Annotated in this window: 18 protein-coding genes and 6 pseudogenes; 8 read left to right on the top strand and 16 right to left on the bottom strand. The window is 60.1% G+C overall.

All coding sequences use genetic code 11. The features are described from left to right. Positions 1–62 precede the first annotated feature (62 nt). Positions 63–388: pseudogene (locus ACVMDN_RS05930) on the bottom strand (DUF736 domain-containing protein). Between the two features lie 600 nt (positions 389–988). After that, positions 989–1171, bottom strand: coding sequence for a hypothetical protein (locus tag ACVMDN_RS05925; RefSeq protein ID WP_069279412.1), 183 nt, complete (start codon positions 1169–1171; stop codon positions 989–991). 146 nt (positions 1172–1317) lie between these two features. Between ACVMDN_RS05925 and ACVMDN_RS05920 the strand changes: the two are divergent. Further along, positions 1318–1492, top strand: a pseudogene (locus ACVMDN_RS05920) (aminodeoxychorismate synthase component I); the annotation flags it as partial. Between the two features lie 139 nt (positions 1493–1631). Here the strand turns inward: ACVMDN_RS05920 and ACVMDN_RS05915 are convergent. The 3 genes from ACVMDN_RS05915 to ACVMDN_RS05905 form a co-directional block, all read right to left on the bottom strand. Beyond that, entirely contained in the window at positions 1632–1937 is a 306-nt protein-coding gene (locus ACVMDN_RS05915; RefSeq protein ID WP_141713586.1) for a hypothetical protein, read from the bottom strand. Positions 1938–2020: 83 nt separating this feature from the next. After that, positions 2021–5524, bottom strand: coding sequence for a Ulp1 family isopeptidase (locus ACVMDN_RS05910; RefSeq protein WP_245313995.1), 3504 nt, complete (start codon positions 5522–5524; stop codon positions 2021–2023). A gap of 1519 nt (positions 5525–7043) precedes the next feature. Then, the gene (locus ACVMDN_RS05905; protein WP_050421550.1) at positions 7044–7367 is read right to left on the bottom strand and encodes a DUF736 domain-containing protein; all 324 of its coding nucleotides are present in this window, start codon (positions 7365–7367) and stop codon (positions 7044–7046) included. Between the two features lie 972 nt (positions 7368–8339). Here ACVMDN_RS05905 and ACVMDN_RS05900 point away from each other — a divergent pair. Both ACVMDN_RS05900 and ACVMDN_RS05895 read left to right on the top strand, forming a co-directional pair. Then, complete coding sequence (locus ACVMDN_RS05900; RefSeq protein WP_253587712.1) at positions 8340–8987, top strand: hypothetical protein; 648 nt, start codon at positions 8340–8342, stop codon at positions 8985–8987. 180 nt (positions 8988–9167) lie between these two features. After that, positions 9168–9437: pseudogene (locus ACVMDN_RS05895) on the top strand (DUF4142 domain-containing protein); the annotation flags it as partial. A 34-nt stretch (positions 9438–9471) separates the two neighbouring features. Here the strand turns inward: ACVMDN_RS05895 and ACVMDN_RS05890 are convergent. Continuing rightward, positions 9472–9729: a LexA family protein gene (locus ACVMDN_RS05890; RefSeq protein WP_253587713.1), complete on the bottom strand. Its 258-nt coding sequence runs from the start codon at positions 9727–9729 to the stop codon at positions 9472–9474. A gap of 43 nt (positions 9730–9772) precedes the next feature. On the opposite strand from ACVMDN_RS05890, the gene ACVMDN_RS05885 reads away from it, so the two are divergent. Next, positions 9773–10895, top strand: a protein-coding gene (locus ACVMDN_RS05885; protein ID WP_069280104.1) for an IS630 family transposase whose coding sequence is annotated in 2 segments (ribosomal slippage) — positions 9773–10162 and positions 10164–10895 — 1122 coding nt in all. Because the reading frame shifts where the segments join, the coding sequence is not laid out codon by codon here. 16 nt (positions 10896–10911) lie between these two features. After that, a pseudogene (locus tag ACVMDN_RS05880) lies at positions 10912–11208 on the top strand (DUF4142 domain-containing protein); the annotation flags it as partial. A 330-nt stretch (positions 11209–11538) separates the two neighbouring features. On the opposite strand, the gene ACVMDN_RS05875 reads toward ACVMDN_RS05880, so the two are convergent. From ACVMDN_RS05875 to ACVMDN_RS05855, 5 genes and pseudogenes are all read right to left on the bottom strand, one after another. Then, positions 11539–12033 (bottom strand): YciE/YciF ferroxidase family protein, encoded by a 495-nt coding sequence (locus ACVMDN_RS05875; RefSeq protein WP_069279440.1) that lies wholly within the window; start codon positions 12031–12033, stop codon positions 11539–11541. A gap of 359 nt (positions 12034–12392) precedes the next feature. After that, positions 12393–12868, bottom strand: a pseudogene (locus ACVMDN_RS05870) (DUF3147 family protein). Beyond that, positions 12865–13212, bottom strand: coding sequence for a DUF3147 family protein (locus ACVMDN_RS05865; RefSeq protein ID WP_456835499.1), 348 nt, complete (start codon positions 13210–13212; stop codon positions 12865–12867). Before ACVMDN_RS05865 ends, ACVMDN_RS05870 begins: the two are co-directional and overlap by 4 nt. Then, on the bottom strand, positions 13209–13814 hold the full coding sequence (locus tag ACVMDN_RS05860) for a cupin domain-containing protein (protein ID WP_069276068.1): 606 nt from the start codon (positions 13812–13814) through the stop codon (positions 13209–13211). Before ACVMDN_RS05860 ends, ACVMDN_RS05865 begins: the two co-directional genes overlap by 4 nt. After that, positions 13801–14049, bottom strand: a complete 249-nt coding sequence (locus ACVMDN_RS05855) for a phosphatase PAP2 family protein (protein WP_456835500.1) — start codon at positions 14047–14049, stop codon at positions 13801–13803. Before ACVMDN_RS05855 ends, ACVMDN_RS05860 begins: the two co-directional genes overlap by 14 nt. 2098 nt (positions 14050–16147) lie before the next feature. On the opposite strand from ACVMDN_RS05855, the gene ACVMDN_RS05850 reads away from it, so the two are divergent. The 3 genes and pseudogenes from ACVMDN_RS05850 (at position 16148) to ACVMDN_RS05840 (ending at position 19031) form a co-directional block, all read left to right on the top strand. Beyond that, complete coding sequence (locus tag ACVMDN_RS05850) at positions 16148–16444, top strand: hypothetical protein (protein ID WP_069276013.1); 297 nt, start codon at positions 16148–16150, stop codon at positions 16442–16444. A 1006-nt stretch (positions 16445–17450) separates the two neighbouring features. Next, a pseudogene (locus ACVMDN_RS05845) lies at positions 17451–18402 on the top strand (oxygenase MpaB family protein). A 431-nt stretch (positions 18403–18833) separates the two neighbouring features. Next, on the top strand, positions 18834–19031 hold the full coding sequence (locus ACVMDN_RS05840; RefSeq protein WP_141713267.1) for a hypothetical protein: 198 nt from the start codon (positions 18834–18836) through the stop codon (positions 19029–19031). A gap of 230 nt (positions 19032–19261) precedes the next feature. On the opposite strand, the gene ACVMDN_RS05835 is transcribed toward ACVMDN_RS05840, so the two are convergent. The 5 genes from ACVMDN_RS05835 to rtxC all read right to left on the bottom strand — a co-directional run bounded on the left by ACVMDN_RS05835 (position 19262) and on the right by rtxC (position 24784). Next, on the bottom strand, positions 19262–20596 hold the full coding sequence (locus ACVMDN_RS05835) for a glutamine synthetase family protein (protein ID WP_069276015.1): 1335 nt from the start codon (positions 20594–20596) through the stop codon (positions 19262–19264). Continuing rightward, positions 20593–21882 (bottom strand): ATP-grasp domain-containing protein, encoded by a 1290-nt coding sequence (locus ACVMDN_RS05830; RefSeq protein ID WP_253587716.1) that lies wholly within the window; start codon positions 21880–21882, stop codon positions 20593–20595. The genes ACVMDN_RS05835 and ACVMDN_RS05830 overlap by 4 nt, the downstream gene beginning before the upstream one ends. Further along, positions 21879–22748 carry an EamA family transporter gene (locus tag ACVMDN_RS05825; protein ID WP_253587717.1) on the bottom strand — a complete coding sequence of 290 codons (870 nt, stop codon included), beginning with the start codon at positions 22746–22748 and terminating at the stop codon, positions 21879–21881. Before ACVMDN_RS05825 ends, ACVMDN_RS05830 begins: the two co-directional genes overlap by 4 nt. 162 nt (positions 22749–22910) lie before the next feature. After that, positions 22911–23729, bottom strand: a complete 819-nt coding sequence (locus ACVMDN_RS05820; protein WP_456835501.1) for a gamma-glutamyl-gamma-aminobutyrate hydrolase family protein — start codon at positions 23727–23729, stop codon at positions 22911–22913. Continuing rightward, complete coding sequence (gene rtxC / locus ACVMDN_RS05815; RefSeq protein WP_253603356.1) at positions 23726–24784, bottom strand: dhydrorhizobitoxine desaturase; 1059 nt, start codon at positions 24782–24784, stop codon at positions 23726–23728. The genes ACVMDN_RS05820 and rtxC overlap by 4 nt, the downstream gene beginning before the upstream one ends. Between the last annotated feature and the right edge of the window lie 8 nt (positions 24785–24792).

Genomic DNA, 24792 nt, shown 5'->3' with positions numbered 1-24792 from the left:
GCCGGCTCCTGCGCAAGGTAATGCCCCGCCCGGACGAGCCGGGCGAGGCAGTGTAGGCCGGGTCAGTCGCCGTTGCGACGGCTGGGGCGGGACCAGATCAAGCTGAAACCCTCACCTTCCTCGTCGGCGAAGAGGTTGACGAAGATCGGGGCGGTGAAGCTCGGATCGTCGAGCTTGAGGCTCAGATAGTCGCGGCCCTCGTTGGAGCGCTTGGACCAGCCGGCCCCGATCTCAACTCGCCGACATAGACCCCGTGGCTCGGTGCGTTGTCGCCGGCGCGGTTGGTTTCGGGGACGATCCGGACGTTCCTGGCCTGGAGTGAGAGGGTGACGATTTCGCCGGTGAGCTCGTTGCTGCCGGTCTTCTTGAAGGTGCCGATGGTCGCCATGGTAGTTCTCCTTGATCTGAAGTTTTCCGAGCCCGCACCTTGCGGCCTCGATGGTGATCGACAGGCCGGAGGCGATCGACGGCGCACCCCGAAGGGGCCTGACAGCAAAGCAGCAACTTTCTTGGCTCGCGCGAGGAATGACGGCGCAGGCGGCAGGGGAAGAAAGTTGTGACGCCGCTGTTGCGCCTTAGGCGGTCGAGGCGCAGCCGCCCTTCGGGCAGATCAATCCATCGAAGAGGCCGTTTCGTGCGCTCGGCCTACAGAACTGACGTCAAGGAGAACGTGGCGATCTTCGAGTCCACCGAGAGTCCGGCAGTGAGTTCACTGACGATCAGGCATCCTCTCCCTTCAACAACGGTCGGATCTGGCTTTTGTGATCAAGCTCGGCTGCATGCCTCACTCACGCCTGTCGTCGGCCGTATCCTTGAGACGCCACCGTTTGGTCCATGCCTTCAAAACGACTGCCACGAAGCCGGTCTCTCTGCGATGATCGGCCGAGCCTGGATGCCCGCACGACTCTCCGTTCAATTTCGACGATGAGGAGCGCGAGTACGCTGGAGGCCTTGTCCAGTCCCGCCGCAATCGATGTCACGCTATCAGTCACAGCAATAATAGCCCAGCAGGTCCGGACGCGGCCATTCCTGTGAAGCGAACAAACGCCGTGATGCTGACGGCAACGGCGCCGACGACGGCAAATATCGCCTGCCAGATCGGTGAAGGCATCGCCATCATGGCGATTCCGTGCGTGGCGCTATAACCGGCGAGGGTCGCGGGCAGGTGCATTCGGCGACTCGGAGACCTAAGCGCGCGATTTCAACTGCCCGCAGCAGATCAGTTCGTGAGGAAAAACAAATCGTTTCGCTCCGGCGAAGTCCGGCGAAGGCCGCCTTGCGCGGAGTGACGGAGATTGAAGACATAGGCGTATAACTGGGCACATGGACACGGACATTGCAATCCGCACCGTGACGATCGACGACGGACTGGCTATGTTTCATGCGGGGGCAATAACGGCGATGTAGAATCCAGAAGCCGAAAGTGGGAGACGCTTGCCAAGGCACAGCGACTGTTCGATGACTTGGTGCCGATCTATCTGGTGCAGTTTGATCTTCCATCGCAAGCCTCCCCATCGGCATCCGATCCACTCCTTCCAAAAGCCGAAAGAAGGGGCCGCTTCATCCCGGGCGATTTCATCCCGGAACGGTGGGCGATTTCATTTCGGGATCGTGAGCGATTTCGAGCGGAATCAGCATTCCGGCAGACTGTTGTCCTCGTGAACCGCCTCCGCCCCGGCAGGGTCTTCCCGGAGAAATCCCGGCACTGGCTGACGTCGGTTGAAGAACGTGCCGGATCCGGCAAAGTCTAGCCGGCCTGCAGTCAAGGCCACTTGACTACCGCGGTCCGGCCAATCGACTTGTTTCTCAGCCAGCTTGCCAACAGGATTTGAAGAGCGCGCATCTCGAACTGCGGACCGGCCGATTTGCAAAGCGGAGGCGATGTCGTCTTCGTCCTGATACCGCAGCTCACCACAGACGGTCCGCCAGGTCGCCAAGAGCCGGTCCAGCCAGCTCTACCAGCCGAAGGCCCCGCATGGGACGCGCCGAGTCGCCGGGCGCGTCCCTCAGCCAGCCGCGTTCAGCCGCTCAGACGGATTTGCAGTGCCTGCCGATCGACGACGAGGTTCTTGAGGTTCAGGTCTGGCTGCGGACTTGCGGCCAATCGACTGACCAGCGCCCGGGTGCCATCAACCACGAAGACGCCGCAGTCGTAGTCATTCCTCTGCTGGCTTATGGGAGCGTCTTGCAGATTGGCCCCGACTCGTTCAGCGAGCATTGCTGCGGGTCTGTCATTGTACCTTAGAGCGGAGTCATAGTGATAGGCAACCGACCGGCCTCGATCGCGGCGATCCACCAGCAACAACGACCAATGGGAGCCGCGGCGATTGAGGTCCGTAGCACTGGCATCATTCACCGGCAAGAACAGGAAGTCGGCTGTATCGTTACCATTCCGATCATTGACAATGCGATGGAATGCGCGGAGGGCGTCGACGTTGGTCCCCTGACCCACCTGAAAGGCTATGAGAGGATCCACGAACCGAGTCCGGGCGGCGAGATCTGGATCGTTCCCTCGCAACTGCTGCGCCAGGAGCTCGTAGTCCCGCTGGATATGCTCGTCGCCCAGCCATTGCCTGGCTCCGAGAACCCGTCCGCTGCGGTCCCCGGAAGAAGCACTCGTAGCCAAAGCGCCGATCCGAGCATCCAAAGCCGAGAATGGGCGAGGATGATGGATAAATTGAGCCTCGCGGCGCCCTGCCGCGCCCAACCTGATCGAGTACATTTCACCGTGGATAGCGATCGGCTGTGCGACAACGTACGGACTCGGCAACAGCATTCTGTTGTCCAGCACGTCGAGCAGGAAATCCGCCACCGGCTGGGAGCCATGCTGCCAGTCCTGGCCGACCAGATATCCGATATCCTCTAGCTCGCGAGGCTCGCCCGATGGCCCAATGACGAATGGCGGTCTACCGGCCGGGCTAAGCACTGGTGCCGATTGAGCATCATCACGCGTCTCCTGCGGTGTGGACGGCAGATCAACGAAAGACTCGAGACCTCGGTAGATGTCTGACGACCGAGCTGGCGCACCTGATTGCGCGCTGAAGAGCGGCGGTCTGGCGGCGGCCCTACCCGCCGGCGCAGACTGGGCATCGTCACGCACCTCCTGCGGTGTGGACGGCAGATCAACGAAAGACTCAAGACCTCGGTAGATGTCTGACGACCGAGCTAGCGCACCTGATTGCGTGCTGAAGAGCGGCGGTCTGGCGGCGGCCCTACCCGCCGGCGCAGACTGGGCATCGTCACGCACCTCCCGCGGTGTGGACGGCAGATCAACGAAAGACTCAAGACCTCGGTAGATGTCTGACGATCGAGCTGGCGCGCCTGATTGCCCAATGGAAAGCCGCGGTCTGGCCGCGGCGCTCCCCGCCGGCGCAGACAGGGCGTCATCACGTACCGCCTGCGGCGTCAATGGCAGATCAACGAAAGAGTCAAGACCGCGGTAGATGTCTGACGACCGAGCTGGCGAGCCTGATTGGCCGGCGAAGAGCGGGGGTCTGGCGGCGGCCCTAAATACCGGCGCAGACTGAGCATCATCACGTGCCTCATGCGGCATCGACGACAGATCAACCAGAGAGCCAAGACCGCGGTAGATGTCTGACGACCGAGCTGGCGCGCGTTCCGGCGCCGACCTCTCACTCGGGTCGAAGTCGGACGGCGCCCCCGGCGACCACGATGAGTTCGCCTCGGCAAGCTGCGGCTCGCGAGTTGATTGCCTTGGGAAGGCGACACCTAGCGCCCTGTTTGCCTCGACGACTTGCACGTACTGCGCAAGCCTCTGGAAGCCAATGCCAATATTCCCATTGGCTTTCGTGAACTCCTGGTAATCTTCGTCCAACGACCGTTGCTGATACAAATCGCCGTTGATTCGGCTCGCGAAGCTCTCCCTGCCGGTTGTTCGCAGCCAATCACTGAACCTTCGTTGCGCCGAAGCAGTATTGCGGATGGTCTTGGGAGCGGGCCCGGATCCGAGCTTGCTCTGCTCTTCCTCGACCAAGCCATCGATGATGTCGGCGTCGTCGTCATAAGGATGCAGCCGGGGTCGGGGCTCGCCCCCCGGGTGCTGTCGAAGCTTGTTGATACCCAAGCCAATATACGGTTGGCCAATGGCTCGCTTGAACTCCGAAATATCTTTCTCCAGTTGCTTTTTCTGCTGCTCATTGCCGTTGAGTCGGCTCGCTATGCTGTCCTTGCCCTCTCTTTTCAGCCACTCACTAAGCTTGCGCCGATTACTCGCCATCGCAATGATAGGCTTCCTCTCTTTGGGAGTTGCTGCCGGTCCAAGCCTACGCAAGGCCTCGTTAGTAGCCTCGTCAATGAGGTCGGCATCACTCTCATAAGCGCTCAAGGTACGGCGCCCCATGACGCGGGGCCCAGGTCCGAGCGTTTCGAACCCTGCCCCGTCGGGCTGAAGCCTTCGGAGATGATTGAGGGCCGTAAAGAGGCGGCCCTTGGGGTCATTCTCCTCGCAGTATGCCATCATGTCTTCGGCTATTTCATCGCTTCGAAACCGAGAAGTCAGGGACGCCTTCTGATTGGCCGTAAGCCACTCAGCAAAGGCCTTAAGAACCTGCGTATGAGGCCTGATGGTTTCGTTGGGCACCTCGTGCGCTCGGGCTGCTGCAGCGAACTGGTGAATGAGCAGCGCGTCTCCGGTACAAGAAGGCGGCGGAGGTGGCGCTGGAGGCCGAGGCAACAACTCGCCGGCGCGGAACTTCCGAAGCGCTTCCAACGCAGCACGCACTCGCTTGATGCCCCCTGCCTTCACAAATTCATCCACGTGGACGTTCAACTGATCAGGGTCTTCAACCAGACCGGCCAGCGTCAGGTTTCTGGGGTTGAGGAACTCGCTGAGCCGGCTCAGCTGCACAACCATCCTCTGAACGGTGCTGGAAGCATAACTTCCTACGGCTGCGCGCGCGAACTCGGAAATGAGGGCCGCGTCCTCTTCGGACGCACGGGCACGCTTATAGGCGTAGATTCGAAGCTCTGAAGTGACTGCATCCGACGCGATGTCGCCCAACGGCTTTTCACCGCGATTTCCTCCGAACACTTTGCCAAGCCTCGATTTAACCCGAGAAAGCAGTCCACGCCCTTTGCTATCCTTCGCGCGCGCTGCAGGATTCGATTCCGATGACGCTGCGTCGCGCACCTTACCAAACGCCCCGGCACCCAAGTCGGATGGAGATCCTGGCACAGCCGCACCAAAGTGAGCGCGAGGAATGTCAACACTGCGCCGCGTACTGCTGAACCGATTGTCCTGTGGGTCGGATTGCGGCACCATCCGCATCGAACCGCCGAGGCCGATGCGCTGGATGCTTCCATGCACCTCTGCCGGTCGAGTGTCGGGCGAACTCGGCTCGGCGGAGCTCTCCTCCGATGAGCTGAGCTGCAGATGGCTCAGCTGCTGCTCAAACCCGGCTTGGTCCGCCGGCGCGTCGTCCGACTCCTGCCTCGCACGCAGCAGCTCATGCTGCTCAGCGTACCAATTGCTCCAATAGTTCGGATCGCTATAGTTCGCTTCCAACGCTACTCTCCTTGGATCAGATGAATCTTCATGGCTGCCAGAACTATCTTCGAGCGCACTCTCGACCGAGGCGCAGAAAGCCGATGCCAGGCTTGACAACCAGAACGGTCGCCGCACGCACGTCCTGGTTCACGCATTAGCATTACTCCCACCAGCCCAGCTGGTACCTGCCGCAGAACAACTCGTTCACCCCACCCGGCAAGTCACGCCTGGAGCCAATGCGCAGCCGTGCGACGATCCCGCTCAGTGAAAGCCCGAGACACTTGTGGGCCTGCCCTCACGACGAGCCGAAAGACAGCGCAAGACAGATAGTTGCGGCACCCGAACGCAACAGCATGCGGGACATCAGGATAGAACCTGCCCGCCGCATCGTGCGAAGATGATGCCCCGATTGGTGTCCAAATGCACGTCCCGTTCCAGTTTAAATTCTTCAATTGACGTCCTTCGCATTCGGCACGAGCCGCTTCGGAGAGCATCCGCAGCAGCAAAATTTCGTGCATATCTCAGAACTCGCGACATTGACACCGTTCCTTGCGATTAAGTCCCTTCCGGGGGTCGCCCCGCTTGTACGATCAATACTGTACAACCTGACGCTACGTTGGCTTCAAGCCCTTTTGGCGATGGTCGTAATGAGGCTCGTGCGGGTTGGCGCATGAGGTCTACGTTGCGCTGTGCAAAGCGATCCATCGCTCTTGTCCGCATTTCCAAGCGAGTGCGAAGGCGCTCCATCGCATCGTCGATGATCGCGGAGATCATGAGGCGGCTTCAATTGTCGGCGCGTTTTGCAGGGCACTGATCGATCCAGCATTCATGCGTCCTCCAAACTAGTCAGCCGATTTCTTATTTGTGCCGACCATCGTCTCAAGCGCTGCAGCTTGCGATTGAACAAGATGTGCAGGGCACCGATAGATCATCTTCAACGTGGTCAAGAGGCTTCTATCGTTCGGACGCAGCTCTTTAGCGCGCTTGATGCGTGACTCGTGATCTAGCCGGGCGATTGCGTGACCCTCGCGGTCAAGCCCTTCAAAAAATATGCGAAGGCTGCCGCTATAGATCGCAACGGCCGTTGCGGGTCGCTTGCTGCTACGAGCTGCGTCCTCGATGGGGCTTGGTCTTCGGCGGGAATACTCCCTTGCTCTCCTGGGCGCCGCGCACGCTGAGAACGGCCTAACGTACCACCGGGTTCAAGATACTTCCGAAGATAACGCAAGACAGCAATGGCACCCTGGTCGTCGAATTTATTGGCGTGGGCTACCAGCGAAGCGTTATCGAGCCCAGAAATCGATTGCCCATTACGTGCGAGATTCTCCCCAAGACTCCGAAGAAACCTTGCATAACCACCGACCGTTGCCGCGCTCAGTTCCCGGCGTTCACCTGCTGACCGAATGGCGTTGTCGATGATGGAGGCGTTGCATCTGTTACGTCCTCTCTGCTTGCAGTGGCACCCCAACGAGGTGCCCTCGATTGTTTGAGCGTGGCGCCCCGCCCGGACGAGCCGGGCGAGGCAGTGTAGGCCGGGTCAGTCGCCGTTGCGACGGCTGGGGCGGGACCAGATCAAGCTGAAACCCTCACCTTCCTCGTCGGCGAAGAGGTTGGCGAAGATCGGGGCGGTGAAGCTCGGATCGTCGAGCTTGAGGCTCAGATAGTCGCGGCCCTCGTTGGAGCGCTTGGACCAGCCGGCCCCGATCTCGGCCCGGCCCACATAGATGCGGTGGCTCGGAGCGTTGTCGTTGGAGCGGTTAGTCTCGGCGACGATACGGACGCCCTTGGCTTGCAGACTCAGGGTGACGATCTCGCCCTGGAAATCGTTGCCGACCTTCTTGAAAGAACCGATGTTAGCCATGTCACTTCTCCTGTTGTGTTTCGAGCCCGCGACCACCGCGGCCTCGATGGCGATCTAAAGGCCGAGGACGATCGGCGACGCACCCCTCGCGGGCCGGAGCGCAGCGGAGGACGCCGTTGTGGCGACTTTCTTGTCTCGCGAGGAATGGGCTCTAGCCCAGGGGAAGAAAGTCGCATCAACGACGTTGCGGCTCAGACGATCGAGGCGAAGCCGGTCCTCGGCCAGATCAAGCCATCAAGGAGGCCACGTGCGTCCGCGTGCTGAACCGCAATCGTAAGGAGAAGACTGGAGAATCTCGGTCGTGCTGCACAAGATGTCGGGACGATTCAGCGAAGCGAAAGAAACAATCTGCCGAAAAGGGCGGTATCGTCCATGAAAGAACATCGAGAACACGCCGCGCGCCACCGCGACACGTGGGCCGGGCCAAGATCGCCGCAGCCTGATCGAAGCGCATTGATGAGGGCCGCGATTACTTCTCGCTCCCATCACCTTACCCCGCATTCAATATGTCGATCCAGGCGGACCCGTTCGACCAGAAAGGCACGAAGGATCATCCCTCGTGCGTGGCAGACGTGAGAATTGGTTGAGACGGTTTACTCCCGACGGGCGCGGATAGTGGCGACCTACGATGCCGCCGAGATGCGGCTTGGCCCGCGCTGCGCTGTCTTGTGCTCGTAGTCAACCGCCGCCGGTACCACGGCGTCTATTACGGCCGGGTACCACGGCGTCTCGGCAGCAATCGGTGGCGGCAACCAGCGTGCTGGCGGCGGCGGATAAATACCTGAGCCAGTAATCCTCAATTCTCGAGCGTCAGCGCCAGAACAGCGCAAGCAACAGGATGACTGGAAGCGGGATGCCCAGGAGCCACAATAGGGCGCCTCTGCCGAATGTCATGGTCAACTCCTTTCTAGGCATCAAACCTCAAACAGGTCCGCGGTTCCAACGGATTGGAACTTACGCAGGAAATTGATCTTGAATGCAAAGTTCGTATTTGAGGAGGTAAACATGGCCACACGCGCGGTACCGCACGCTTTCTTCTCTTGGTCCTGGTCACCTGTCCTGGCGGGCGTGTTTGCTTCATTGGTCATCCAAATTCTGCTGACGATGCTCGGCTTCGGCATTGGCCTGCTCGCCATCGATACTCCGACGGCCGCCTCCGCGCCTGCCAGCGCTGGCTGGCCTGCCTTCGTCTGGTGGGCCGTTTCGGGCATCATTGCAGCCTTCGTCGGCGGCGCCATCGCAGCCGCCAATTCGCCCGATCAGAGCGGTTTGGGCCGTGTCGGACATGCCTTGGGAGCGTGGGCGGTTGCGACCGTTATCGTAGTAGCGGCAGCCGCGATGATACCTGCTTCGGCTGCCAGCATCGCGGGCAACCTCGCCGGCCCAAGCTATGCGGCGAACGCCCGCATCGCATATTATTCGAACAATCCGGCGCGTGAAACCGTCGGCTCGACGAGCAGGCCGGGAACGCAAGCTCAAATGGAGGAGGCGCGCAAGCACCTCGCCTATACCATGCTTGCCAGTTTCTGCGCGCTTCTGTTGGGCGCCGGCGCTGCCTATGCCGCCGGAATGGCAACCACCGCCCGAGCTGTCGAAGATGCCACAAGACCGGTTACTTGAGAACGCTTAGCTATCTGGCTCCTGTCCGCCAGGCAAGCCGCCAGATCGCCAAGCGCAGCCACGACGTCTGATTCCTCACCGCTGAACTCGACGAGGAAAAGTCGGCGATACCAAGCCCAACACCGTGGCGCATCGCAACGGCGTCAACTGCAAGAGCGCAAGCTGAAGGAGGTACTACACATGAGACGCACGATACTAGCAATCGCGTGCATTTTGCTGGCGACACCAGGACTGGCGCAATCCGTCAGCGAGAAGACCGGCGTCAACTCCGTGCTCGGGGTCAGCCCCTCGACGTCCGATTTCGTCAAGCAGGTCGCGATATCGGACATGTTTGAGATCGAGTCCAGCAAGCTGGCGCAGCAGAAGGGCAACGCGGCGGAGAAAACGTTCGCTTCCCAGATGGTCACAGACCACACCAAGACAAGCATTGAGCTGAAGGGACTAGTGGCTCTGCACAGTGATTTTGACGGGTTGCGTCTGGCGGTCAGAGTAGCTCCGGCAGGTGTTTTGGATCAACGAGGACCTCGATACTGCGAGGGGTCCTTGGCTGCCGTCTGATGAGGCCCTCCCGTTCCAGCGTCAGCACCATCTGGTGAACCGAGGGCGGGCTAACGCGGAAGTATTCCCGCATGTCGGTTTCGGCCGGGGGTCTGCGGTGCAGGCGCGTGTAGCGGTGGATGAAGGCCAGGTACTGCCCCTGTGTGGGCGTGAAGGGTTTTGCCGAAGGACTCACGCCGGCCATCCGATTCAGTTGTTGGTGCGTGCCTCGAACACGGAGGCATGCCATGAATGTACGCTATCGGGTCGACCTCAGCCAAATCGAGCGCACGGAACTCAAGGCGCTGCTCAGCGGCGGCAAGCATGCGTCCCGTAAGCTCAAGCGCGCGCAGATTTTGCTGGCTGCCGACACCGGCGGCAGCGATGAGGAGATCGCGCGGAGCGTCGGCGTGGGCGGCTCGACCGTGTACCGGACCAAGCGCCGCTTCGTGGAAGGCAATCTGGAGCGGGCGCTGAGCGATGAGCCGCGGCCCGGAGCGGAGCGCAAACTCACGGTCAAGGAAGAAGCCTTGTTGGTGGCGACGGCCTGCGCCAGTCCGCCAGAAGGCCGGGCCCGCTGGACGCTTGAGCTGCTGGCAGGTGCGATGGTCAAGCTCACCGAACACAAGAGCCTGTCCGCATGAGACGGTTCGGCGGCGCCTGGCCGAAAATGGCCTCAAGCCCTGGCGCAGGGACATGTGGTGCATTCCGCAGATCGACGGCGAATACGTCGCCCGTATGGAGGACGTGCTCGACCTCTACGCCGAGGCGCCAGATCCCAAGCGGCCGGTGGTGTGCTTCGACGAAAGCCCGGTGCAGCTCATCGGCGAGGCGCGTCAACCGATTCCGGCCGAGCCCGGCCAGCTCGAACGTTACGATTACGAGTACCGTCGCAACGGCACGGTCAATCTCTTCGTATTCCTCGACGTGCATCGTCCCTGGCGCAAGGTCAAAGTCACTGAGCGGCGCGCGGCTGAAGACTATGCCTCCTGCATGCGCGACCTCGTCGACATCCATTATCCCGACGCCGAGATCATCCGGGTCGTCCAGGATAATTTATCGACCCACTCCGCCGGCGCCCTGTATCAGGCCTTCCCGCCCGCCGAAGCCAGGCGGATTTTGCGACGGCTCGAGTTCCACTACACGCCCAAGCACGCAAGCTGGCTCAACATGGTCGAGATCGAGATCGGCGTCCTGCGGGGCCAGTGCCTCAATCGCAGAATCGACGCCCCCAAGCGGTTGCGCCGCGAAATCGCCGCTTGGGAACGGAAGCGAAATGCCGCCCGCTCTCGCATCAAATGGATGTTCACAACAGACAAGGCCCGCACCAAAATGGGCCGCGCCTATCCCGCGCCTTCCAAAGAGTCATAATCACTGTGCAGAGCCACTAGTCTCCAGCGGCAAGTTGAAGGCCGAATTGCCCAGCGCCCTCGATTCATCGCATCAAAGCAAGCTCGACAAGCTCAAGGGTGCCAGCGGCAACGACTTCAGCTCCGAGTTCAATTCGATGCAGGTCAGCGCCCATAAGGATGCCATCGACCTGTTCGAGAGTTATGCCAAGGGCGGCGACAATGCGGATCTGAAGAATTGGGCCGGCAAGACCCTGCCGGCGCTTAAGCATCACCTTGAGATGGCGCAGGATCTCGACAAGCCCGCACCTACGGTCGGCGAGGGCAAAAAATAGCGAAAAAGGGAACCGCTGGCAGGCGGTTCCCGCTGCGCTGATGCCAAGGTGGCTCCATTGTAAAGGCTGCAGACATTTGGGGCAGCAGCTACGTCGATGCCGCCATTGGCACTGGGACATACTGTCCCGCTGGGAAGCGCGCTCATGTCACAGCGGTTTGTTGCCCACCCGCGCCGAGAGCGGCAAGCGGGGCCGAAGATCTTCCGCCACTTCCAGGCACGACGCCAAGCGGATGCAATCCGGGCGGCGCGCCGCCCAGACAGAGGAAGATGACACAGCCATTCAATGCGCGCGCCAAATGGGCTGGCCAACGAGCGGCCCGGCTGATTTCTAAGCTGCCTTGCGATTGATCGCGGCTTCCGCCAGCTTGTTTAGCGCGGCGTCGGTTTTCTTTTCCTCCTCAAGGGTCTGCTCAAGGAGCTGGACCGCCGGCTTCATGCCCAGTTGTCCAGCCCAGGCAATCAACGTGCCGTAGCGCGATATTTCGTAATGCTCGACGGCCTGAGCACCCGAGAGAAGGCCGGCATCCAGCGCCGGAGAATCTTCGAAATCCTCCATCACTTCCTCGCCCTCCTCGACCAGTCCGAGGATAGCGGGGCAGGTTTTGCCCTTGGGGGCCTGTTTCATCATTTTGAAAACTTGTTGCAGACGCTGGACTTGTCCCTCCGTCTCGCCGGCATGCTTTTCAAATGCTGCGCGCAGTTGGTCAGACTTCGCGGCCTTTGCCATTTTTGGCAACGCAACGAGTATCTTCCTTTCGGCGTAGTACATGTCCTTGAGGGTCTCCAGGAAGAGGTCTTCAAGTGTTTTATTCCGGCCCGACATGGCTTCCTCCTCAGTTGTGATGCGAGCCAACAGCGCCTTTCCTCAAAGGTTCCACGAGTGACGTGCTGAAGGTCAGCACCCCTTTCGGGTGCAGGCCATGGATGATCTGCAGCAGCCCCACGCCCTCGCACCCGGCGCCCCTTCTCGAAACAGCGTAGCTGAATGGCGTGTGGGATTTTGTCTGCGCCCCAATTGCAATAGAGCCTTGTAAATCAACCTATCGTTCCGAATGCATCCGCTGCCAGCAGGAGGGACCGATGCCGTTTTGGGAGTGACAAGCGTCGAAAGGAACTCGGCCATGAGATCACGCTTCCTCATTATGGACTGAATGAAGAAACAGTTCCAACCATCCAACGATCCTATCGGGTTCGCGAATTCGCGGAGCCGCTTGCCTGTTGCACTGTCCGCATCGATCGCATTTTCCGGCGCACGTACCAAGCCAGCACCGCGATAGTGAGCCAGGCGAGGGAGGCGCCGACGAAGACGGCGGGGATGTTGCCGCGTGGGATCAGCATCGAGAAACCAACCGCGAAGGCCAGCATGCCCAGCGCGCCGAGCGCTGCGCCAGCGGCATCGACGGCGGCCGCCATTTGCCCGCGGCGCTCGCCGGCGAGACCCGCTTTGCGCTTGCGGCGGATTTCGTGCTTCTCAATCAGCGTCGCGCTCGCGCAGAATATGGCTGGAAGGGCAAGAAAAACGCCACCGATGACTGCTCCATAGCGACTGCTGATGAGGCCGGTAAAAACGTCGCAGCGCCGCCGAGCGCGAAGCGGACAAGATATTCGTACCAACGGCCTTGCTTGAGAGATGACGGCGAAAAGCGAATCGGGCTCACGTCTGACCTCCGGTGAAGCTGAGCAACCCGAAGGCCGCGACCAGCCAAATGACCAGTGACAGCAACGTGGCCGTCAACGCTCGCAGCTTTGTGCGGACAAGCAGATGGCAGACGACGACACTGTAAATGGCAAGCGCAATCGCTCCCGCACTCATGGCCTGGGCTTGCAAGGCGGCGTAGTTGACCCCGTGCTGATACACCGCGATCCCAAGCGTCGCGAGCGCGACCGAGGGTGCTGCTCCGAACAGGCCGGCGAAGCTCTTTGGACGCAGGAGATCTCCCAGTATCGCGAAGGCCGATACGACGGCGCCCCCGAGGACGAAGCGGATGACGTACTCGGTCATTTCGCTTTCTTCCAGAGCTTCGAGAGCGGCCCGGCGGCCCCATAGACCGGATCCTTACGCGGCACCGAAACCTTCGGAATGGCTTTCAGCGCTCGCTGACGGTCTTCGACGCTCGTGCACTCGTCGTATGTACCGGTCGGCGGGTATGCCCCGATGACGAGGAACTCATCGCCCGCGGAAAGGCACTGATGGCCTGTGCCGGCGGGAAGAACCGCGATGTCCCCAGCCTTCAGGGTGAAGATCTTCCCTTTGTTGCCGCCGAACCGAACGCGGCCCTTGCCGCGCGCGATGCCGAGCACCTCATGGATCCTGGAGTGATAATGCACGTAATCGTAGATGCCATCCCGCCAGCTATCTCCCCATTCGTTCGCTTCAAATAGGTCCTCGATCACGGCTGCGGCGTCCAGGTCCTCGTCGAAAGCGACCGCGTTTCGATACAGTACGAGCGGCCATCGCGGGTGATTTGGAATGAGACCGTCGTCCTTAAAGCGAACCGTAACAGGCTTTCGCGCTCGCGCGAGATCCACAGCCTTCCGCTTGCCGGGGCGCTTCAGACCGGTTGCGCGCTCCATGTATCCCTTCAGGTCTTCAAGAGTCGGCATGATCATCCTCCTTTGAAATTCCGTTCGAGTAGCCGGTCCAAAGCCGGAGGACCCGTTCGAGAATCGCCCCGAGTGCGAAGCCGGCAACGACATCGCTCGCCCAATGCGCCAGGATCGCAATGCGAGTGAGCGACAGCCCGACCGCAATCGCGCGGATCGCCCGCCGGGACCAGCCGGCGACCCGCTGGCCGCCGGTGCCAGTCCATGTGCAGCGCGTGGCCTGAGGGAAACGCATCTTTTCGTTTGCCGGAAAGCGGGACGCCATGCATATGCCCAATCACCGTCCGACGATCCGGCCGAGTTTGGTCGAATACGAGTTTTAAATCACGGGGCAGCAGCGACGCAGTGACCGTCACTGGCAGAGCATGGTTTCCTGCGCGCCGCAGCGGCACCCCACAACCGCGCGAGGCAAGCCAGCCGACGGCTGTCAGGACCAGAAGAAGCTTCTCATCTGCGCCCCAGGTCAGGGCGCGCGCCACCTGCTCCGGAGCAGGCGCCGTGTTGCCCGCTATGGAGCGCGCGATGACGACATCCGGTTTAGTCGGTCGGACAGTAACTGAAACGCTTGGCCTGTGGCCCAGGCGCCTTGGCGAAAATCTAGCTATCTGGAACATGTCGCAAAGATCGGAAAGGTCAGTACCTTTCCCAACGCTCCACGCGCCGCCAAGGTCCTCTGTCAAATCCAGACTTCCAAACGGCGAAGCCTAACGGCGAATTTTGCGAGCGGGAATTCTACGCCAATAGGAACAAACGACCTACAGCGCGCCTTCGCCGCTTTTCTCCGGCTTCGGCGGAAGCCTGAGAAGGCCGCATCCGCAAGCTTTTCCGGGCTGCTGCACAAAGTGCGGCAAGTGACGCATACCAAAAGCGGAGTGAACTTCTCCCGCGGGCCCGATGGTCCCCCTGCGCGGCGAAGAGCCGACTTGAGGTCTTCCCTGCTTTCTCCCAGCGCTTGTCTTCGGCCTCGAGTGCACCCGCCTTCTCCTCGTGATCCCGTCGGGTCCTGTCCATTTCCGCCTGCGCCTTCGCGGCCCTCTCCCACCTCTCACGCACCTCGGCGCACACCTCGTTTGCCCGGTGCCGCTCGGTCTCTCACCGTCGCTACTCCTTCGAGCTCCTGCGCAGCCTTGCGGGTTTCCTTGCCGCTGATCCCAGGAGCGTTCGCTTCTTCGGGTTCGCCTAAGATCCGCTCGCCGGCGCCTCCGCCGAGATCTGCCGGCGAGGCGAGAGGCGAAGCGAAGCGGCCATTCGATCAGCAGGAACGCGAGCACGGTGCCGGGCTTCGGTCGCGGCGACCAGTCTGCGACTTCCATCTCTTTCGCGACACTCTAGTGCAGCGCCCCCCCGTCCCAGGACTCGAACGCCGCTCATCAATGGCGCGGCAATCGCCGCGTCGTAGACTCCGCGCGACGCCTGATGAATCCCTCGGCATAAGACCGGTCGAACCCTCCAGTGACGAATGGCCGGTGCCGCTCCCGCGTCAGGAACGACGCCGCAATTAGACCGTTCAACATGCGTTGCGACGTTATCCCAAGTGAGGCGCCAAGGAGCGTACCTCTCGTCGAGGACGATCCGCTGATCCGCGAAGTTATCGGCGCGCTATCTCTGCAATCAGTGAACCCGATTTCCTCAAAAGTGATCGTGACACTCGCCTGTCCCACGTGGTGCGCGAAGATGATTGCGGAACGATGCTGAAAAAGCGGCCGCAGACACGGAATTAGGTCTGGCAATCAAAACTGCAGAAATCGCTTGAACCTCACGTTGCGTCAGGGCGTAGACTTGAAACTGTCAGTCACCTTTCAGCAAATTTTGGAGACGGATGTAGCACGAAATGGAGTCATCGAATACTTGTGCGATCGTGAATGCTCCTCAACGGATGCACGGTTAAGACAGGCCCTTCTTGGATCTGCATTAAGTCACGGCGACGATCTGCAAATTAGCCAAAGACTTTCCTCGCATGAGGCAACATAATTCGAGCGCGGTAAAACAACTGCGAGGTCGCGAATCTTGCTGCTGTCTCCAGCTAAACACCTAGCCTCGAGATGGCAGAGTTGACGTCTGCTGACGGGTCGGGCAGGTCACATCCATCAGCCGCGCAAGACTTCCCCTCATCGTGAGCAGAGTACCGCAAGGTCACGCGTCGATACGGATGTATTGTACCGCCACACATGAGATGGTCACTTCGCGAATTTACCCGAAATCTCCTAAACGATGACCACATACGAGAGATACTGAAGCAGCACCGTTCGTACTCTCAGAGTCGCGAACGGCGCAAGCGGGCGGCGCGGCGCCAATCATCGTTCTGTCACAAGCAAATCAATCAGGAGACATGTATGAACCTAGTGAAGACAACCGTAATCGCATGCGGCCTTTCGGCTCTCCTTGCATACCCCGTCATTGCGCAGAGTCTTGCCGCTGATGCCAAGGCTCGCAAAGGCGTGCAAACTACGAGCATTCAGAGCGGCATGAGCGACGATGAGGACTCGTCGCCAAAGCTCAGGACACCGGGCGCAAAACTGGGTAGGAAGTCGATCAAGGGCGCAAAGAAACCCCGGCGGCAACCGCAGGACAAGGAGACACTTGATGAATTCCCGACCAGCAATACGCCAATAAGTGACAAGCGGCACTGACGCGAAGCCCGGTCCGGACAAACCTTCGGTCGCGCGCCGCGGCCGGAGGTTCAGCTCACATCTAGGCCGGCTATCGACGTTGCAAATGACGGGGCACGCACGTCGATTGGGACTGCCAGATCTTGATCACTGGCTTCTTGCATGAGGACCGATACCCTGCGATCTCGTACGACCGCGTCGGGTTACTGACATGCATGTCCGGAAGCGCCCAGGCAGGTAGCTGACGTGGCCTGAAAAGGGAGCACGTCTTTTCCATCGTTCTATTTTGTTTGGCACGCTGATTGCTGAGCCGCGCATGGCTTGGTTGCTCAATGACGGCCTCAAGCCGCTTCGTCGCGCAAGTGCGGGCGGCTTCTGCCGAGCCGCTGCACGCTTTTCCGTGGTGTCGTCCCAGGCGCCGCGCTTCTTGAGCTCATGGTCTACCTGTGAAGAGGCTGCGCAACTGACTGTCTGGCACGCGAGTTGCTGGGAGACGTCTGGGCTTGGCTGCTCATACATTCGCGCCCCCAAGAGAGGGCTAAGCCTCCACCCAGACTAGCGCGGGTGGTCCCCCCAAGCCGCCCGCGCGCATTTGCCTCAGCCGAAGGTCTTGCGAGATCGGCCGTGCGCACCGCGGAGATCATTGTCATGATCGTGGACAGACCTTGAAGCCCCCCATCGCGGTTCTCATAAGCCAACCAGTCGCGCTCGCTTAGGTCGCCCCGCGCGAATAGGCCAAGTTGGTTTGCGGATTCGGCGCTCACCTACGACAAAGACGGGTTTGACGACGACGCTGCTGAAATGTGATGGGCTTAGATGAGCCCGCAAAGGCGCATAATACGTCTTCAACAAACGGCGGCGGCGACCGGCTCAGTCTTACCCGCATGGGGTACGACCAAATGCCCGGTGGCGGTATTCCGCGCAGGTGGACATCATGCAACAAGTTGAGAGAGCCTTGGTTTGCTGAATCGCGATAGACTGCACAGATCAGTGAAATTACCCCTGGTCTGCTTCCCAAGGTGCGCATCTGGTCTCCGAAAGCGACATCGAATTTGCTCTTGACTTCGTCCGGGCTCGGGCCGCGGGACCAGTCGAGGGCATTTTTGGGCCGGGCTCGATGACGTGGCGGATCGACCGGGAAGCCATCACCTTTTTGGGCGCCGGTCGCGCCTTGCTGCTTCAGCTGGCGCATCCCTGGGTCGCCGCGGCCGTCCTCGAGCACTCGCGGAGCTTTGCGGATCCGAATCGGTCGCTTCCATCGAACTTTTAATGTGGTGTTTACGATGGTGTTCGGCTCGCTCGACGCGGCCCTTACCGCTGCCCGGCACCTGCACCATCGCCATACCATGATCGTCGGCCGTCTGCCCGAAGCAATCGGTCGGTTCGAGAGCGGCTCGCCCTACCGCGCCAACGAGGTCGCAGCGTTGCGCTGGGTTCACGCGACGCTCGTCGACACCGCTCTGACCGTCCACGACCTGATCCTGCCGCCATTCTCCGTCGAAGAGCGCGAGCGCTATTGGGCCGAAAGCCGACTGTTTGGGGCGTTGTTCGGGCTGACGTCGAGCGACTTACCGGCGGATTGGGATGCATTTGCGGCCTACACAGCGGGGATGATGCAATCGGACACATTGTCGGTCAGCACCGCCGCGCGCGAGGCGGCCCGACAGATATTCACCGGTTCACGACCATGGTTGCGTCCGCCGCGCTGGTACCAAACCCTCAGTGCGGAGCTGCTGCCGGACCGATTGCGCACCGGCTTCGGATTTGACTTGGACGAACGCGACAGGAGGGCCGCAGAGCGTGCCGTCGCGCGGATACGGCGCATCTATCCCAAAATACCGATCCTGCTTCGCTACGTCGGCCCTTACCAGGAAGCTCAAGCGCGACTGCACGGAAGGCGGCAGCTGGGCTGGACAACGCGGTGCCTTAACAGGGCCTGGATAGGGCGCCCCCAGTTGGACGACCGCTGGAACAGGTGAAGCTCTCCGACAGCCGCGGACCTTCGGATGCGGCCGACCGCCGCCTGCCGCGATCCCAACCTTACCGGATCGAAATCGGACTTCTCATCGGCGAGTCCCAACAACGGTGGGTTCGGGCGAATGCTCGCAGCTTTGAAGTTATATCCAGTCCTGAGTTCGCCCCTGACTTTGGATTTGCCCGGTTGGGCGATGGATGGCAACGGGAGCTGGCGCGGAGCGCTCCGCATAGCGCACGCCAGATCCCGTAGCGGTTGGCAGTTGAAGGCGAATTCGAGGCGTCTACCATCCGGACTGCGAGTGTGGTCGTGCATCCGGCGAGCCCTCGAGGAAGAGCCCTGCGCCGCAGATAACGGCCAGGAAGCGGAGGCTAAAGCGGATCTCGGAGCGCCACTCCCGCAACGCCGGTCACGCTGGAAACGGTGCCCGCATCGTTGCCCGCCGCGGCGCACGCAAGCGATTTTGCGGCGATCGCCAGCGGGTTTGACGGCTCTTGGACGCCAGCCTCCGCTGGGCCGCCGGCGTCGCCAATCGCAATGCTCAAGCTGGTGCTGATCGTGCTGCTGGTGATGATGATACCGGCATCCAATCGTCGGCATGTCGACGAGCTGATTATCATCATGGTGCTCTGATGATCGGCGCCGGATATGCCGAAGCCGTTGTTGCCGGACCTGGCTGCTAGACTCTCGCGGCGCTGTCTTTCCTGGCGAAAAGAGGCGCCGCGTGTCCACCACCTCCCTCGGAAGCATCCTCGATGTTCTGCGTCGAACGAGAGGTGAGTAAAATAGTTGGCCACCAAACCGACCAGTGGCGCGAATTATCAATCAGATGGTTGCCGCAGCGCCCAGCTATGAGGCTCAAGCTAAATGATCTCAAAGTACCGCCGACGTTCAAAGTCGGTGACCCGATGTTGAACGGCTTCCCATTCCCAACGGCGGGAGCAAGAAAAGGCTTCAACAAACCTTTCTCCGAAGACATCAATGGCTGCCGGAGATTGTGCAAATCGGTATGTTGCCTCTGACAGACTTTGAGGAAGTCTCCCGGATGGAAGGCAGATCTCCGCGCCTGCATCGCCGACGGTCGAAGCCGGGAGCGCCGCATTTGTCTCGATACCCAACATGCCCGAGCCGATGGCGGATGCGAGAGCGAGGTATGGGTTCACGTCTGCCCCAGGCAGCCTGTATTCGAGGCGATGTGCAGACGGCCCTCCCGGGATGACCCGTACCGCGCAGGAGCGATTGTCAACTCCCCAGCTCGGGCAAATTGGTGCCCAGCAGCCAGGTACCAATCTCTTATAGCTATTGACGTTCGGCACAGCGAGCACACAGAAATCATTCATGTATTTCAGTTGTCCCGCGATGAATTGCGTCATGAGCTTCGAGACGTTGCGAGACGCGTCACCATCGTAAAAAGCGTTCTGTCCATCGGAGGACACCGAGATGTGAATATGGCCGGACTGTCCGGGCCATTTCTCGGAGACCTTGGCCATGAATGTAGCCATCATGCCTCGGGTTTGCGCCCAGGCCTTTATCATCGACTTGAATATGATTGCTCGATCGGCAGCTTCCAGGGCATCACAATGATGAAGTGACGCTTCGACCACGCCAGGTCCTGTCTCAAAGTGCAGCCCGCTGAGAGGTATTCTGGACTTCTCACAAAGCGACAGGATCTCGCCGAACAGATCCTGGTGCGCGAGAGAACGCGCAATCGAGTAGCCGAACGGGCCCCGCGTGAACGGAGCCCATTTGTCAAACGGCTTGTCCTCGATCGCATCAGCGTTCTCCTTGAACAGCATAAACTCAAACTCGAACCCGGCAGTGCAGTCGTACCCGTGGTGAGCAGACCTACGCAGGACCCTACGCAGAATGCCGCGCGGACAGACGGTCTCATGCGCGCCCATAAACTCGGCGAGGTAGAGATAGTGATCGCCGACATAGGATACTGAACGGCCGGTACTTGAGAGAATACGCAGATCGGCGTCTCCGAATGCCGACAGCGGCTTTTGCGTGAAATTCACCGGAATGACCCGGTCGGAACAATCCCAAGCAAGCACCGCTTCGGAGAACTTGATGACCTTGTCCCCACCCGAGAGATTTTCTCGGAGAACGTGTTTGCCTCGAAGAATGCCATCGAAGTCACTCACGCCGATCATCGCCGCGCCGGCTGAGTTCGCGCAACTTACCCGGCTGTCGGTCATTGGTTTGCTTCCTGCGCCACCAAATCGAACACCTGGTTCATCCGCATCGCGCGCAATTGGCGATAGTCATCTTCGAGCTGGATCAAGTCGTTGTTCACAAGGTACACAATGCCTGGCGTCGACGCCAAGTCGATTGTCGGAACCAGTTCTTGACCTATCGGAACGAATGCAATGGCATCCGCGAAGCTCGGGAGCTTTCGGATTTCATCGAGTCCGGAATAACCGGTCACAACGCCGCCCATGTCGGAAATCAGCGAGACACACAGTGCATGAGCCTGCCGCTTGTAGACCCCGCGTCGCCTCATATACTCAGCAAATCCTTTGGGATCTGCGTAGCGCCAAGCCGTGAGCGTCAAATGGTTATGGCCCAAAGCCATCGTCCGAGCTTTCGCCGACATGGTTCCTTGCAGCCTCGCTCCGAAGTCGACCAAAACCGGTCCCCGAACATCGACTATGATCTCGGCATGAGCGGGCCCGTCGGCAATCCGAAGCGCCCGCAACGCACGAACAAGATAGTCCGACAGCTCCTGAACGATTGGCTCCTTACCACCCAGCAACCGCTCGAGCGAACAGACCGACGATGCTCCCTCGATAGGGACGGTGTCATAGGTCCAGGCCTCCGTGACGAAGGCATCTCCGTCGATCGAGACGGCATTTACGGTATATTGCTGGCCGTTTATCTTTTCCTGCGCAAGCGCCAGTTTATTGAACGCTCCGACCCGGTTCGTCTTGCCGACGATGGCAGTTACAGCGCGCTGAACATCAGTATCCGTCGAGCAGAAGAACACGTCCTCGGTGCCTGTGCTGTTCAGTGGCTTGATCACAATCTCATTGAAATTCTCCGCACGCTTCCAGCTTGCGATCTCTCCAGCATTGTCGGACACCACTTGCCTGATCGATCGCACACCTGCCGAGGCCAACGCTTCGCAAAGGCGCGATTTGTCGCGCCGCGCGGCTGACAAGGCGGTCCCATTTGAGGGTAGGCCCAGCCGCTCCGAGATGGAATCGGCCAACTCAACTCCGGTCTCGCACCCCGCTATGACGAACTCCAGCTCCCTGCCATGGAGAGCCTTAAGGTGATATTCGACGATCTCCTCGTACCCCATGTGCTGGGGCGGACAAATGACTTCATCATACAGATCCACATTGAAATGGGATTGGAAGATGCCTGGAATCTGTGCAGCCGACATCACATGCACTGTTCCAATTCCATACTGCTTGAATTCTTCCGGCAGAAATCGGCCAGTCGAATATGCGTCGACGATTACACACTTCCGTTCGTTCATGCGGACCTCCGGTACTGCAGGCAGACGTTGCCAACGGCGACAGCCGTAATGAGAACATTTCCAACGAACGTATGTAGCGACGGCACGATGCGGGAATCGAAGTACTGAAACAGGAACGTGACAACAGGAGCGGTGGACAGGACCATGTTGACCGTGAAGGGCTCCACGCGGCGAATGCCCTCCTGGATCAGGAGCAAAGGAATAATGATCGTGGATAGCCCAATCGTTGCGATCGCAAGCCAATGCTGCGAGATCTCGAGCGCGATGGAGGAATGGTCGACCAGTCCCAGCAGCAAAAGGATCGTGCCGTAAAACCGATGCGCCAACACTTGTCGACCGGAAAATCCGCGGTCGAACAAAAGCTTGACGAGTATGTTCGTCAGGGCGAGCGACAGGCCGGCCACGATCGCCAAGATGATACCGAAGGACGATCGAGCTCCCCATGCCACCCCAGCGTTGCCGGTTGCTGAGATCCAAATCATATAACCACCGATCGCCGCGATCGTGACGCTCACGACGATATCGGATGCCGGAGGGGCGCCCTGCCGCCTGATCAGCGCGTTCAACCACACCGTTGCGGCGGGTCCTAACGCCACCATGAAGGCGACGACGATCGCAGGCTCGGCGTATTTCAGGGCGATAAACAACCCGATCCAGCTGATCGCGGTCACGATATTGAGCGAGACAAAAACCAGGAGTGCCGACCTGGCGACCGGTGCCGTTGTTCCCTCGTGACCTGCCAGGAGATTGAATGTCAGGCACACCGCGGCAAAGGACACAAGGAGAGCGACGAACACATCTGCCTGCTGAAAATACGATGCCGCATAAACCTCGCCTGCCGCGCTCAGGACGACATAAAGCGCCACAAAGAGAACTCCCAGAGCGAAGCGTCCTGTCAATCGCCCGCCCTTCCCCTGCCGGTGGCGCGGCGCAGCGCGCCCCCCGAACCATGCTTGTGCATCGGCTCCCAGAGACTCGTCCTTCGACCTGGGCGGACCGCGCTTGGATTGAAACGTCACAATCAGCCTCTAGTGTTTCTTGGCGTGGCAATACGCAACGCACGCTTCTCCAAATGCCGTGAACAGCCGCCCGCTCAGGGGATCGGTTGAGACGTGCCATTCGGGGTGCCATTGCACGCCGATTTGCAGCGTCGGCGCGCCAACGACGGAAGCGGCTTCGACCAGACCGTCAGGCGCCCATGCCTCCGGCTTCAGCGCGCTGGCAAGCGCCTCTATGCCTTGATTATGCAGGGAGTTCACTTGCGCTTCCGCTGCGCCCGCGATCGGAAAAAGCGCACCATCGGAGCATATCCTCACGCTGTGCGCGGCATCGTACTGGCGGTCTCTTGGACGATCCGGTTTCTCGGCATGCATCAGGGCACTTCCCAGCCTCCACTCCGCAAGCGATGGATGGAGTGTGCCGCCGAAATAGACGTTAAGCTCCTGCAGCCCCCGGCAGATGCCCAGGATCGGCATTCCGATCGCGATGGCCCTATCGATGGCTACCGCAGACAGCCTGTCCCGTGGGCGGTCGCGGATACCATCCTCAACATCCTGCTGATCGGCTGCTGGATGGGATGCAGGCGCTTTCAAGACGGCCGGATCAAGATTGGATTCATCTCCTGTCAAGACGAGGCCGTCGAGCGCGTTCATGATCGCCCGGGTGGCATCGCCCCGCGCATCTTCAGCGTCGATCGTCGGCAATATGACGCAGGCCACGCCCGCATGATGAAGGAGAGCCTTGACGTATTTGCGTCGTAGCCAGTCGCGATGCACGCCATCGACCAAAAGACGGTTCGAGGTGACGCCGACCACGGCGCGAGCCTTGTCTGACCGCTGCAATGTCACGCCACCTGTCCCTTTGCATGGCCATCAGCCACCGACTGCTCATACAAGCGTCGATTTCGCTCCTTCAACTGGGTCATAACACTGGGTTGACCTTGCGGCCCCTTGACGAAGAGCCCTCCCCAGCTCGCGGCAACCTTTGCGTAACCCGGATCCTGCATCCGGATCTTCTGGGCTTTGTGCAAAAGCCAGAACGGGATGCCCGGCGACAGGTGATGCTCGAGGTGGTACTCATCCAGATTCTGTCCAAGGATGGCGCGCTCGAGGAAATTCCCTTTCCGGTTCCTGGTCAGATAGACGTTCTTCGTTTCGGTCTCGCACATCGGCGAGTGCTCGGCGAGTTCGACAAACCACCCGAGAACCTGAAACGTGGTGAGATAGGGCACGATCCAAAACAGGATCACGATGTGGATCAGCCCAAGCGCATATGACCCGCCCAGGATGCTGATCCAGAAAAGATAGAAGCCATACTTGTCGACAAGGATGCCTGAGCGGCTCTGGTCCTCGGCATCCGTGATCGAAAACCGATTGGTCCAGAGATACTTCAGATAGGCCAGTGTCGCCCCACCGAATATCGGCTTCCAGATGATATTGAAGGCGTACCGCTCGGGAGGCTGGACGTCGTAGACACCATTGGCCATGAAGAATTTCAGGTCGGGATCCTTCTCCGGGTCGCCGAGATACGGATGATGCAGATAGACATGCGAGATCCGGTAGGCCCAGTGGCGCTGGAACAGGGGATAGGCGGCGAACAGAATGCCGAGGACGTAGTTCCACGTCGTGTTCTTCGCGAGCGTACGGTGAGCCGCATCATGAGCGATCGTCGTCAGACCTCGTTGGTAGGCGCCGATCAGAAGAACGGCCACCGGGTAGAGCCACCAAGAGACGCAGACCGTCGCGAGCGTGCAAGCGGCAATTACAGCGTAATCTTTGGCGATATAGGCCACTCCCGTTACATTGTCGGGCCTCAGTTCTGAGAGTTGCTTGTTGATCTCGCGGCTGAACTGAACCGCTTCATAACGGGACGACCTCAGTTTCCAAGCGTCTGTCTGATTCATGAGAACCT

The organism is Bradyrhizobium sp. USDA 4510, from assembly GCF_054059095.1.
The sequence above is the reverse complement of the archived record's forward strand: the minus strand, read 5'-3'. Positions and strand labels throughout refer to the sequence as shown.